The organism is Shewanella sp. Pdp11, assembly GCF_002838165.1.
GTDB classification, from domain to species: Bacteria; Pseudomonadota; Gammaproteobacteria; order Enterobacterales; family Shewanellaceae; genus Shewanella; species Shewanella hafniensis.
In genome coordinates this window covers 3,216,920-3,230,273 of record NZ_CP015194.1, presented here as the reverse complement: position 1 = coordinate 3,230,273, position 13,354 = coordinate 3,216,920, and the positions used below count along the sequence as shown (strand labels likewise).

General features: G+C 44.1%; 12 protein-coding genes. 4 read left to right on the top strand and 8 right to left on the bottom strand.

Annotated elements, in window-relative coordinates:
* Positions 1-53: 53 nt before the first annotated feature.
* Positions 54-203, top strand: coding sequence for a hypothetical protein (locus AYJ58_RS21960; RefSeq protein WP_198555714.1), 150 nt, complete (start codon positions 54-56; stop codon positions 201-203).
* A gap of 154 nt (positions 204-357) precedes the next feature.
* Here the strand turns inward: AYJ58_RS21960 and AYJ58_RS14315 are convergent, their stop codons facing one another.
* Together AYJ58_RS14315 and AYJ58_RS14310 are read right to left on the bottom strand one after the other, a co-directional pair.
* Complete coding sequence (locus AYJ58_RS14315) at positions 358-1,443, bottom strand: porin (RefSeq protein WP_106650638.1); 1,086 nt, start codon at positions 1,441-1,443, stop codon at positions 358-360.
* A 59-nt stretch (positions 1,444-1,502) separates the two neighbouring features.
* Entirely contained in the window at positions 1,503-3,371 is a 1,869-nt protein-coding gene (locus tag AYJ58_RS14310) for a methyl-accepting chemotaxis protein (RefSeq protein ID WP_106650637.1), read from the bottom strand.
* A gap of 304 nt (positions 3,372-3,675) precedes the next feature.
* Between AYJ58_RS14310 and AYJ58_RS14305 the strand changes: the two genes are divergently transcribed.
* The gene (locus tag AYJ58_RS14305; protein ID WP_106650636.1) at positions 3,676-5,070 is read left to right on the top strand and encodes an MFS transporter; all 1,395 of its coding nucleotides are present in this window, start codon (positions 3,676-3,678) and stop codon (positions 5,068-5,070) included.
* A 221-nt stretch (positions 5,071-5,291) separates the two neighbouring features.
* Here AYJ58_RS14305 and crr read toward each other — a convergent pair whose 3' ends face one another.
* From crr to AYJ58_RS14280, 5 genes are all read right to left on the bottom strand, one after another.
* A complete protein-coding gene (gene crr / locus AYJ58_RS14300) occupies positions 5,292-5,801 on the bottom strand; it encodes a PTS glucose transporter subunit IIA (protein WP_106650635.1) in 510 nt (169 codons plus the stop codon).
* Positions 5,802-5,872: 71 nt separating this feature from the next.
* Entirely contained in the window at positions 5,873-7,576 is a 1,704-nt protein-coding gene (gene ptsP / locus AYJ58_RS14295; protein WP_106650634.1) for a phosphoenolpyruvate--protein phosphotransferase, read from the bottom strand.
* 173 nt (positions 7,577-7,749) lie between these two features.
* The gene (locus AYJ58_RS14290) at positions 7,750-8,007 is read right to left on the bottom strand and encodes an HPr family phosphocarrier protein (protein ID WP_106650633.1); all 258 of its coding nucleotides are present in this window, start codon (positions 8,005-8,007) and stop codon (positions 7,750-7,752) included.
* A 31-nt stretch (positions 8,008-8,038) separates the two neighbouring features.
* Positions 8,039-8,434, bottom strand: coding sequence for an ACT domain-containing protein (locus AYJ58_RS14285; protein WP_106650632.1), 396 nt, complete (start codon positions 8,432-8,434; stop codon positions 8,039-8,041).
* A 203-nt stretch (positions 8,435-8,637) separates the two neighbouring features.
* Entirely contained in the window at positions 8,638-10,275 is a 1,638-nt protein-coding gene (locus AYJ58_RS14280; protein WP_106650631.1) for a methyl-accepting chemotaxis protein, read from the bottom strand.
* 356 nt (positions 10,276-10,631) lie between these two features.
* On the opposite strand from AYJ58_RS14280, the gene AYJ58_RS14275 reads away from it, so the two are divergent.
* Together AYJ58_RS14275 and AYJ58_RS14270 are read left to right on the top strand one after the other, a co-directional pair.
* Complete coding sequence (locus AYJ58_RS14275) at positions 10,632-11,360, top strand: DUF3334 family protein (protein WP_106650630.1); 729 nt, start codon at positions 10,632-10,634, stop codon at positions 11,358-11,360.
* 105 nt (positions 11,361-11,465) lie between these two features.
* Entirely contained in the window at positions 11,466-12,521 is a 1,056-nt protein-coding gene (locus AYJ58_RS14270; RefSeq protein ID WP_106650629.1) for a LacI family DNA-binding transcriptional regulator, read from the top strand.
* Positions 12,522-12,643: 122 nt separating this feature from the next.
* Here the strand turns inward: AYJ58_RS14270 and AYJ58_RS14265 are convergent, their stop codons facing one another.
* Positions 12,644-13,270 (bottom strand): 3'-5' exonuclease, encoded by a 627-nt coding sequence (locus tag AYJ58_RS14265; RefSeq protein ID WP_106650628.1) that lies wholly within the window; start codon positions 13,268-13,270, stop codon positions 12,644-12,646.
* Positions 13,271-13,354: the final 84 nt, after the last annotated feature.

Sequence of the window (13,354 nt, the reverse complement as noted above, 5' to 3'; positions counted from 1 at the left end):
TGTCTAATAGTGTAATTGTTATTAGTTGAGGGAAATCATCATGAATATTGCCAATGTGGGTCAATCATCTGCATGCATGCATGCAGTCATCATCGATACAAGCTCAACAGAAACAAACCACTATCTCGCCTCAGAAAGAAGAGGAAGTGAATGAGTCATCCCAAGAGCGTGCGAAAGAGGCGGGCGTCGACACTTTTGCCTAAAGTTGAAATAATGATATTTACTATTTAAACCTCTAATTGTTGCGCTTCATATTGCAGTCAAGATTGCACTTAAGGGCGATAATTAGAGCGGCAGTCAATTGTTAAATGTTTCTAACCCTATATATTTCGCTAGTTTAAATAAAACGAATCTTAATTAGAACTCCCAATTTAAATCAAAATCATAGCGAATGCCTAAGGCGATAATCGTGTCATCTTCGCGTTGATCATTATTTTGTTGTAAGTATTCTAAATGTGTACGGACATTTGCCGCAATTTGCCATTCTAAGGTGAGGTTATAGCCATCATAATCCTGACTGCTAGTATCTTCTATCCCATCTTTAAACCAAAAATACCCTAATTTTAGCTTATAGGCGTTAGCAAAAGGGATAGCCAGTGCACTGTCAAAAGTACTACCAGTGCGGTTGACTGCAGTTTCAAACTCGTAATCTTTAGCCTGATAGCCAACAGCAGCATATATACCAGAGCTAAATTCATATGAGATAACCGCGCCTGTCAGTTGTTCTTTTCCAGTTCTATTCGCGTTGGCATAGACATCTTGTTGTAAATATGCGGCGCCTAAGTGTAATCCATTCTTGTCAAAACCGGCTCCGACATTAATAGTATCAGCGCCGCTGCCACCAGAGTTGCCATCAAAAATTGCAGAGGCCATTACAGTAACGGGTTTGAGTTTCAGTTCGTATATCAAAGCATTATTAACAAAGAATGGACTCTCTTGGTTGTAACCAAACGGGCTGTTTGCATTATTAAAAATATCAATATACTCAGCGACTAAAGTGTATTGCACTGGCCGTTGACGTCCAAAGGTTATCTGACCAAAGGGAGAGCCTATTCCGGCGAATGCGAGACGCGCTTCACCGAATCGACCATTATCATCGAGGCGAACCTTCCATTCTCCTTGGGCAATAGCATGCCAATTTGGGGTAAACTCGGTGTCAGCTTTGACCCCTAAACGAGAGAGGGCATCACCTATATCCCATACATCATCTGCTTTGTCTTGGTATTCTAAGGTTGGACGCAGCGAACCGTAGAGAGAAAAGTGGCTATTGCGTAAGGAGGATTGCATTGATGGACTGGTTTGTGCAGCTTTCGCTTGTTGCTCCAATTCCTTCACTCTTTGCTCTAGCTGCTGAAGTCGGTCAGACTTTTCCGTTTCTTGGGCATTAGCCTGTTGTGGTATGTGAAGAATAGTGCCTAGTACGAACAATGCGATTCTGCTCATGATGAGTACCTGTATTAAGATTTCCATCGTAAGTCATGAATGACCATGACTTACTATACCTAAACAATGAATTTATTAAGGATGGTATCTTGCTCTTTGATGTGCTGAGTTTGCGTATGCATAGCCATATTGGCATGAATAACTGTGTCTGATACTTGGACGGATAAGTCTTTAATTCTAATTGTATTATTATTAATTTCTTCGGCAACTAAACTTTGTTCTTCGGCTGCAGAGGCGATCTGTAGATTCATATCGCTGATCTGCAATATTGCTTCACGAATTTTGTCTAATGCGGTATTAGCACCTTGGGCGAGTGTAACCGCATCTTTTGCATTGTCTTTACTTTGACTCATGACCTCTGCAACAGCCCTTGCTCCTGTTTGGAGTTGCTCTATCATGTTACGGATTTGAGTTGTAGATTGTTGAGTCCTTTGGGCGAGGGTTCTGACTTCATCTGCGACCACAGCAAAACCACGACCAGAATCACCAGCTCTTGCTGCCTCAATGGCTGCGTTTAAGGCTAATAAATTTGTTTGATCTGCAATGTCATTAATGACTTTCAATATAGTGGCAATGTTGTCTGTTGCTGACCCTAAGGTGTTTACTTCAGCAACAGCCATATCGATTTTTGATGACAGAGCGTTAATAGCATTTGTGGTATCACTGACGACTTTGGAACCCACATTTGTCGCTTCATCAGCCTCTTTTGCGGCGGATGACGCCCCTTGAGCATTACGGGCTACGTCTGAAGACGTGGTGGCCATTTCGTGCATCGCAGTTGCAAGTTGTTCTAGTTCATGGAGTTGCGAGTTCATGGCATTAGTAGATTGCTGTAATTCTAACGATGTCATTTCTGAGCTTTTATGGATGAGCTGGCCAATTGATTTAGATTGAATGATCAGTTGCTGTAGATTTGCAGTGAAAGTGTTGAATCCTATTGCCAATGCTGAAAACTCAGTGTCTGTTTTAGTATTTAAGCGTTGAGTCAAATCACCCTCGCCGGAGGCAACATCTTGAATAGCATCATTTAAGGTTTGTAATGGGCGCATTAAACGGATAATCAAAAATAGTAGTACTGTGATACTGATGATTAAGGCAATAACGGAATAGATAATAGAACTATTGCGTAGGTTTGTGACTGCAGCATAGGCTATATCTTCATCTAAGATAACGCCGACATACCAGTCCTCTCCTGAAACTCGAGAGAAATCTAAGGTATAATTTTTACCATCTATGCTGACTTTTTGTGGCTTCTCCGTCACTTCAACATGTGGTAAATAGTCGCTCATTGGCGTGCCATTTCGTTTTGACTCTGGGTGCGCGATTGTCGTGCCATCTCCTGAAATAATAAAGACATACCCTGCATTAAAGAGCTTAACCTCATTGACGAGTTTGGCTAGACCTACGAGGCTGACATCGTAGAAAATAGCCCCAATGAACTCGCCATTATCTTTTACCGGTGTTGCAATTGAGACGAGAATTTCACCAGATGCTGAGTCAGCATAGGGCGCAGTGATAATCAGCTTATCGGATTTTTTTGCATCTATGTACCAAGGACGAATTCGTGGGTTCCATCCGGCGCCAGGGTCCCAACTAGGATTGTTATTTATGTTGCTACCATCTTTTTCATAGCCGAATCCGACAAGTATGAAGGTGTTTTTAACAACTGGACGAGTAATAACAGAAGTAATATGTGTGGGGCTGAGATCTTGCTCCAATAGACTTGTCGTGTAAGCGGCCATTTGTTTACGGGATTCAATTTCCGACGAAACAGTATTTCTAACCCCATCGACAATTTCGGTAACACTGGCTTCAACCTGTGACTTCATTTCATTTTGAATTGAAGAGTATTGTTTGGATGTTAACAGCGTTACTGTGACTAAAAGTAATATAGAGGATGCAGCTACAATCTTATGACTAAATTTCATTGTTTTTCCTCTTGAATATCAAAAAGCTTTCTTAGAGGTATAGTCATCATTTCATTCTAAAACAAGTCGTCATATTTATTTTTAAGTTTTTGTGATCAACAAGTGTTTATGGTCCCATTTTAGGTTGTAAATTTTGTCGAATTATTACTCATGCCGTTGCTGTATTACTGGATGAGTTATCCCTTGGTTACTCCGTATCTTCCTTTACACTTGTTTAACTTAAGCTGTCTGTTATATATTATTTTCTTATTAAAATCAGTTTGATATCTGGTGTTGACTCTAGCGCGACTTTTAAAGGATTAAAATGCACAGCGATGTTTCTTTGCAGCGATTTAAGCAATTTCCGCGCTTGATGTGGATATTTTTGTTTGGGTCGTTTATCACCCGTGGCAGTTATTACATGGTATGGCCATTTTTAGCTGTTATTTTATATGAGAAATTTGCGCTAAGTGCCACAGAGGTCGGCATGGTCTTGTCCAGCGCCGCGATTATTTCGGTATTTACCAGCTTTGTTGGTAGCTCATTATCCGACAGAATAGGTCGTCATAAGCTGATGTACGTGACGGGCACTCTCTATATCATCTCGTTTTCGTTATTGGCAGAAGCCAATTCTGTCAAAGGGTATGTGGTTGTGATGACATTGTGCTCTATGGCCACTTCATTATGGCGACCGCTGACATCGGCGGCTATTGGCGACATTATTGCCGATCCTAAAACACGCGAATTGGCGATGCAGTCGCTGTATTTTATCGTCAACGTTGGCTGCGCCGTTGGCCCTATGCTGGGGGTATGGCTTGGTCTTACGGGCAAGCAGTCCAGTTTTTACCTTACCGCAGTGGCCTTTGCCGTGCTGTTAATTATGTTGTACTGGGGATTTAACTATCAAACCCGTCAGGATGCGGCTTTGGCGGCTGGCGCCTCATCGAATGACAATTTAAGTGGCGGTACGAGTGGCACTGAAAGTGATGGTGCAAGTGAGTGTGCATGTGACTGTGTAAATGGCATAACAAGTGACGGTGTTAATCGTGGCGTGAATGGCTTATTGAGTGATACTGAGACGAGCACGAAAAAAGCGGCAGTCGTGAGTCGTAAGCAAATTATCGCCATTCTATTGCAAGATAAACTGCTGCAATGTTTAATTTTCGCCAATATTCTGTGTATGTTCATTTATGCCCAAATGGACAGCTCGTTGATCCAATATCTCACTCGCGCTGGGGCACCTGATTTACTGACGTTAATTTCTGGCATGATTTTCACTAATGCTATGGTGATTATCTCCACTCAATTTTTGCTATTGAAACTCATGGCCCGTTTTTCGCTCGTCAAACGGATTCAAATCGGATTGCTGTTATTGATCTGCTCACAAGTCTGGCTGGCATTTAATCCACTGGATCTTTTTTGGGGCTGGATAGGCGCAATTGTGGTGATGAGTGTCGCCGAGACGATTTTGTTTCCTACTATGAATGTGCATATTGACCGCTTAGCTCCTGATCATCTTCGCGGCGCCTACTTTGGGGCTGCCTCATTCTATGATTTAGGCTTTGCGCTTGCGCCCCTTGGTGGCGGCATAATATTGGATCATTTTGGCGGTCAGTGGCTGTTTTTGACGGGCGCGGCACTCTCGGCATTAGTGATTTATCTGTACAGTATTTTAGATAAATTGCCGCGACCTGATTTTGCCATGTTTAAAGCGGATTAATGTACGAGAACTCTATCTCAGCTCGTTGCAGCTAACGTGATGCTTAGCGTGAGAACGGCCGAAATAGATTCTCCTAAGTCTGTGTATCGAGACTGCTACAGCTTGGCGAATGCAAATACCGTTTTAGGCTCGGTTTTCAAAAGCATAAAAGGCTGGCTCATGATGGTGAGTCAGCCTTTTATTATTCAACAAACAACCGATAGACGATGCAATATTTTAAATTAGATCTGCACTGTAAAAATCACATCTTTACCTGCGGTAACACTGCCTTGGGCCTTGTCTAGGTACTTGACGTCTTCCATGTTTGCCAAAACGACAGGGGTGAGTAGGCTGTCGACTTGATCTTTTAGATAATCAATATCGAAGGATAAAATCGGATCGCCAACTTTCACTTCTTGGCCTTCTTGGGCTAAACGTTTAAAACCTTTGCCCCTCAGTTCGACTGTGCCGACACCAAAGTGAACAAATAATTCTAATCCTTGGGGAGACTCAATGCTGAACGCATGATTTGTCTCAAAAATTTTACCTATGGTGCCGTCGATAGGCGCCAGAATTAATTCGCCTTTGGGGGCGATAGCGATGCCATCACCGACAATCTTTTCAGCAAAAACCACATCGGGGACTTTTTCAATGGCGACTATATCGCCGGAAACGGGGGCATATACCATGATACCGCCAGCTAACTGAGTCTGACCCGATACCAAGCGCCTAATTCGGCTTAAAAATCCCATAATCTAGAGCCTCTTTTGCTTGTTTTTGTCATTGTTTTTGTTCTGTAATGCAGCATAACGAATAAATGTCTCTATTTATAGCTTGTTATACACTGCTGTAGACCTGCAATTCTATCTTGTTGTAATGCAGTGTGCGCCAGCGCCGAAAATTGTTGGATGTTACCTTGGCAAATGGCGGCCTTGACTTCTAGCAGTGAACTTAAGTTAACACTGAGTTCGTCCAGCCCCATGCCGATTAACAGCGGCGCAATTTGTGGTGAACTGGCCAATTCGCCGCACAGCGACACTTTTACATTGGCCGCTTTGGCTTGGACTATTGTCATGTTAATTAACGCTAAAATGGCCGGCGAAAGGGACGGATAGTCGCGGGTAAGCTGTGGGTTTGTCCTATCGGCTGCCATTGCATATTGGGTTAAATCATTGGTGCCAATGCTAACAAAGTCGAGTCGTGGCAGCATAGCGTTGAGGTTGAATACCGCAGCAGGGGTTTCGACAACGATACCGTAGCTGAGTTCACCGTAGCCTTTCTCTTCTTCTTCCAGGGCATCTTGGCACTGGGCAATGAGTGCAAACACTTCATCCAATTCTTCGACTTGATTGACCATAGGGAACATCAAGCGGATTGGACCATGGTTTGCAGCGCGCAGAATGGCCCTTAATTGGGTTTTAAATAAGTCTGGGTGTGCCAAGGTATAGCGAATGCCGCGCAGCCCTAAGGCGGGATTGTCTTCTATTTCTTGGCACAGACAGGGCAGTTCTTTGTCGGCACCAATATCTAAGGTGCGGATGGTAAAGGTTTTACCGCCTAGTGCATGTAAGGCATCGCAATATAAGCTGTATTGGGCTTTTTCATCGGGCAGGGTACTGACGTCCATCAACATAAATTCGGTGCGAAACAAACCTATTCCATCGGCGCCGACATCGCTGACATGGGTGATGTCGTTGAGATTACCCACGTTTGCCATGAGTCCCACTGTATGACCGTCTTGGGTTTGCGCTGGGACATCCTTGTAAGTTTGAAGTGCTGCCCGCCTTGCTTGTTCATGGTGAAAGGTGACTGTGAGTCTTGCCTGTTGGTCTGGATTGGGATTAACGCAAAGCTCACCATTGAGCGCATCGAGCACTAAGGGCGTACCGTTGGGAATAGAGTCTGCGTCGAACTGACAACTTAAGATGGCAGGAATGCCGGCTGCTCTGGCTAAAATGGCCGTATGGCTCGTTAAACCGCCCGTTTTCAGTACAACACCGCAAAGGTTTTCCCGCGGCAGTAAGGCAAATTCGGCGGGGGTCAAATCCTGCGCTAATAAGATAGTGGGTCTATCGAGTTTTTCGAGCCCTTGAGCTAAATGGCCGTTGATCGCCGCGACGACTCTTTGGCCTAAACAGCGAACATCTTGGGCTCGATTGGCTAAATAGGGATCATCTAGGGATTGTAACTCGTTGGCTTGATGGGCAAATATACGTTCAACCGCCACACTTGCCGACAATTGTAAGGTACGAATCGCATCATTTACTTGCTCGATTAACTCATCGTCTTCCAATAATAATAAATCGGCTTCGATCAGCTGATAATTTTCGGAGTCGCTATCGAGCGCAGCTTGGCTGTGGGTCAGTTGTGCCTGCAGCTCTTGTAAGGCTTTGGCAAATTTACCCTGTTGTTGAGGGATTTTAGACAGGGGAATAGGGCGATAATCGAGGTGGTGTTCGGTGTGAATAAGGTGAAGTGCCTGACCAAAGGCAATTCCCGATGACACTATAATCCCCGTTATTGACATATCCCTTCCTAAATTAACCACTGAACTGAATGCTTGTTAGCGCTAGCGAGTCTAGTTGAGTGGCGTTGAGTTTGTAAAGCGTTGGCATGTAAACTATTGGCACGTACAGAACCTGTTAAGTCTTAGATATTGGTGCGCTAATCAATACACTCGTAAATAGGACAAAGGCCTAGCTAGCTTAGCGTGATCAGCAGTTCGGAGACTTTCTCAACTGCGTCTTGTTCCTGTTCACCTTCGGCAAACACTCTTACCGTAACGCCAGAATATAGCCCTAAAGTTTGTAGCTTAAACAGACTCTTAGCACTCGCTTGTTTGCCATTGCATTCAACCATGACATCGCAATCAAAGGTTTTGGCTTCTTTAACCAGCAAAGCAGCAGGACGAGTGTGGATGCCATGTTTAGCGGTAATGGTGACTGTTTTTTCGTACATAGTGGATGAGCTCATATTTAGAGGAGGGGTATTACACTTCGTCTTTCGATTCTATGATGTGGTAGCCCTGTTTTTTCAAGGCAGCGATGGCACTGTTGAGGCGATTCTTTTTCACTAAAATGTAGTCAGTATCAAAGGTTGAAATTGCAAAAATACTGATTTGTTCGTCCGCTAAGGTGCCAGACACTTTAGATAAAATGCCTGTCATCGAGAATCCCAGTGGGCCGAGCACTTCAAAACAACACCAGCCCGGTTCTTGTTCTAGGCTGTCGAGTTTCACTTCACTGGAAATAACTAAAGATAAACCTTCTTGGGTTTTTCCAATGAAATACATGTCCTGTACAAAAACCTCACTGGGCAATACGGCATTCGGGCTAAAGCTATGAATAGTGTACTGTTCAGGGTGAACGGCTAAGGTCATTCGCATGGCAGTGTCTCGGTTGGATTTTTTAAGGCTAAAGCATACCGCATATCACACGTTAGCGTGACAGGGAATTTGAGGTTAATGGGACTTTTTCATTAGTATTCATCGTTGCTGAGATAAGTTGTAACTCGGGTTACTGGAAATGTGAGCAAAGAAAAGGGCGCCCTATGCGCCCCCTGTTGGTAAGTTATACAGCCAGATTCTAGTTAGATTTTAAACTGGCCTAAGGTGCGGGACATGTCTTGGCTAATGTCTTGCAGTGACTGAGCTGCATGGCTATTACTTTCGTTAGCTTTGACTGAGACTTCGGTTAATTCTGAAATATTACAAATATTTCGATTAATTTCTTCGGTCACCAGTGATTGCTCTTCGGTGGCGCTCGCTAGTTGGGTATTCATATCACTGATATGGGCAATCAATTGCAGAATCGCCGCCATGGCTTTACCCGCTTCGTGGGCTTGGGCTTGCAACTCATCGGATTGCAGTTGAGTTTGATTGTTGCTCTTCATCACTGAGCCAACGCCGGATTGGATCTCGCTAATGATTTTTTGGATCTCATTGGTCGAGTCTTGGGTGCGAGTAGCAAGGGCGCGAACTTCATCGGCAACCACGGCAAAACCGCGGCCGTGGGTCCCAGCTCGCGCAGCTTCAATGGCGGCATTAAGGGCGAGCAAGTTGGTCTGCTCGGCAATGCTGCGGATCACATCGAGAATGCTACCGATCTGCTGTGAGGCGACGCCTAGTTTTTGGGTGATGACTTCAGAGGCTTTTAATTCAGCTACCAGCTTTTCAGTATTACTGACCGTGTTATCAATCACCACTTGGCTTTGCTGCGCTTGTTCTTTTACGCTATTTGCCGCATCGGCCGCTTGCTGGGTGTTGCTCGCCATTTCATGGGTAGTCGACAGCATTTGATTGACGGCTGTGGCGACGCTGCCTGTTTCTCTGTGGATATGTTCAGCACTCTGATTGGACTCTTCAACTGCAATCAAAAGCTGTTTTGCATCTTTATCTAATGCTTGGCCTAAAGGTTGTAAATGGCCGACCATGTCGCCAATTTTTTGTGCAAACATATTAAAGGCGCGGGCAAGGTGGGCAATTTCATCTTTACCTTGGGCATTAATCCGCTGACTTAAGTCGCCTTCGCCTTGGGCAATATCTTCAAGGGCATCAATAGCATCATTTAATGGTGAGGTGATGGAATGGTTAAGCACAAGGAAGAAGGCAAAAATCGGCACTGAAATCAAAAACATGATAATCAGGTAATCGATAATAACTGACTTTAAACTCGCTTTAACGTCACTGAGATAAGCACCTGTCATCACTGTCCAGCCCCATTGTGGGTAGTAACGGGCTTCGGCGAGCTTATCTTCGATAGCGCGAGTCATAGGATCGGCGATAGGGTATTCGAGGGTCGTTTTCGATTTAGCCCGCGCTAAAGGCAGCATAGTGGCTAAGGGATTTGTGCCATTAGGTAATTTAAACGTTAATGCTGAGGTGCCAACAAGACTTGCATTGTCACCGTGGGCGAGGATTTGATTATTATCATCAATAACAATGAAATAGCCTGAGCCAGAATAGCGAGTTTGATTGATTAACTCCGCAGCAGCTTTCTTGGCGTCTTCTTCGCTGTATTTACCTTTGAGTGCATCCTGACGATGTACATCTATCACGCTTAACATGCTGGCGAGTTGACCGTCTATTTGTAGCCATTTCTGCTCAATTAAATTGCTGTACTGTTCTTTAATCGAAAAACTGGCAAAACACACAGTCCCTATCGCGGCCATAAGAAGCATCATCATTAAGCGTTGCAATATGGTAAATCGGCGCAAAAACGTGATCATTTAGGTTTCTCAAAGGCTAATAATTGTTGCTTAATATACCTGCGAATCAATCTCAATTGAATCGTCTGTGACATAAATTAAGCAAAAGCCGTTATAAAATATGAGTTTCTTTGATCTAAAGCAGGGAATCATGATAGGGAATTTTAATCTGTTGCATTATGGGGCATGTTCTTATTAAGTTATTCCGTTTTTAAGTTCTTGCGCCTTGAAGGTTTTATCTGACCTATTAAATATCAATAAGTTAGCATTATGTTAACTTTACGGCCTTGCTATATTAGGCTAATCAATTGTTTTAATTTTGATTTTTTACGCTTTTACGCGCAAGATTAATGCATTATTCAGTTTGAGAATCGATTATGACCACAAATACTATCGTAACGTCGGATGATATTTTACTGAAATTATGCCACTCAGTCGCCCACGTCCTTTCTAGCACCAGTGCCAGCAATGTTACCCATGCGGGTATGGTACAAAGTATTGCGCGTACTCGTCTTAAACCTGATCTCGGTTGTTTCTCGATTTTTGATGGTGGTTTTTCAGGCCTAGTGGTGATCAACTTTTCTGCATCAGCGGCGATTGAAATCTACCGTCGCTACATGCTGAACATGGGCATGCCTGAATCTGAATTAGCGTTTTCGCACACGTCAGATGAAGTGGGTAACGTGATGGGTGAGTTGATGAACCAAATCTTAGGGGATTTTATTAATAAAATTTCAAAAGAATTACAAACGTCAATCAGCCAAAGTCAACCAAAAATGTTGACGATTAATAAAGAGTTAACTATTTCAATCGATGCTAACTTAGATGATGCTGTGGCCCGTAGAGTGTCGTTTAGAACTGAAAACAATCATATTTTTTACCTCGAATTTGCCATGGATAAAACCGAATTTATCCGTTTAGATGAATTTGTTTACGATGAAGAGTTCGACCCCGATAGCCTGTTAGAGCAGCACAGTACGATTGGGGGAAACAACGACTCAAATTCGAATGTTTCGCCTTGGGTGAAGATGGCCGATAAACCTGCTATTGCGACTCGCGCCATTGATAATGAAGCCGATGATTTGCTCGATCAGCTTGGCATTTAAGCAGAACACCCCAGTGTAAGACGGATGTTAACGCATTCGTCTATACAAGTTAGCGTAACTGTTTTAGTATCGACGCAAAATAATCACTAAGGTTACCTCCTCTCTATGGCATCGAAAGCGACCTCGATTGATATTGCTTATCGTGCTGGCGTATCCCAGTCTACGGTTTCCCGTGCCCTTAGAAACAGTCCGTTAGTCAATTTAGAGACCCGACAACGCATTCAAGCTATTGCTAAAGAGCTGAATTACAAGGTCGATAAAAACGCCAGTAATCTTCGCACCCAAAATAGCCATACCTTAGCGCTGCTATTGTGTGAAGACCCTACTAATGATGACTCGTTAATCAATCCTTTTTTCCTGTCTATGCTGGGCTCCATCACTCGAGCAACAGCGCAGCAGGGTTATGATTTACTCGTTTCTTTTCAGCAATTATCCAACGATTGGCACGCCGATTATGAAGACAGTAATAAAGCCGATGGCATTATTCTGCTCGGTTACGGCGACTATATGGATTACGAGCAAAAGCTAGAACGACTATTAGCGCAGAATACCCATTTTGTGATTTGGGGCGCCGAGCATAACAACAAGTCTGTGTTATCGATTGGCTGTGATAATCATCAAGGCGGCTTGATTGCAACAGAGCATTTAATTTCTCTGGGCCGCAAAGCGTTTGCCTTTTTAGGTGATGCTTCGAGCCACAGTCCTGAGTTTAGGGACAGATATTTAGGGCATGTAAAGGCGCTGCAAACGGCGAATATTCCCGTGGATCGCACTAAGCAAGTGTCGGCCATTAGCACAGAAAGTTCTGGCTATGATGCCGCTATGATGTTGATTGCCCAAGGTGCTAAGTTTGATGCGATATTTGCCGCCAGCGATTTGATCGCCATTGGCGCGATTCGGGCGCTGAAGGAAAAGGGTATTTCAGTTCCAGAGCAAGTGGCCGTTGTGGGATATGACGATATTCCGGTGGCGAGTTTTGCCAATCCGCCATTAACGACCATTAAACAGAATACCCAATTAGCCGGAGAAATCTTAGTCGACAGTGTACTCAAACTTATCCGCGGACAAGAGGTGAGTGCGCAGCTTATTCCGACAACCTTAGTGGTTCGCAGCTCCTGTGGCATTGATAGCGCGCCGCTTAAGCCGTTATCGCTAGCATAATGTTTTTGTCGGCAACCGATTGAATCGTTAATTTTACCTGTTGAAACTAAGCTGATGGAACAAAGCCGATAATCCTAGGATATATCGGCTTTTTACTGTCATTTAGCGGCGTTGTTTATAGATCACTTGCCTGCGTATTGACGCAAAAATTTTGGTACGTCTGCTTTGGTTTTCTTAGCGATTTTTTGCAGTAACTCGAAGGTGGGGGCATTGACGCCGAACTCTTGCTGAAGGTCTGCCAGCATTGCCAGCCACAAATGGCCGGTCATTTCGGCATCGGCTAAGGCGCGGTGAAAAGTGCCATCGGTTGGCAACTGTTTATAGCGCACTAAAGTCCCTAACTGATGGTTGGGTGCCGTTTGATACAAACGTCTCGCCACCAGCAAGGAACAGCCAAATTGCCCAAGATAACGATGGCGAATTTGGGCAAACTCCGCGTCTAAAAAGCGCTGATCAAATGCCGCATTGTGGGCGACTAAGTTGTGATCGGCAATAAAGTCAGCAAAACGTGCCATCACTTCATTGCAGGGCGCCGCGTCCCTGAGCATTTGATTGCTGATCCCTGTGTAGTCCTCAATAAAGCGACTTATTCTAAATCCAGGGTTCATTAACTCAGAAAATCTTTGAGTGATCACGCCGTCCTCAATCAGCACTGCCCCGATTTCAATCGCGCGGTCCCCTTGATTGGGCGATAGCCCCGTGGTTTCAAAGTCGAGCACGACTAAAGTGTTAGCAGCTGATGTAGGCATAGATCTTACATGGACTCTATAAATGATGTGTCAGCATTGCCTTCTTTGACAGCGCAACGCTTTTAGATAAGCCGATTGTAATTC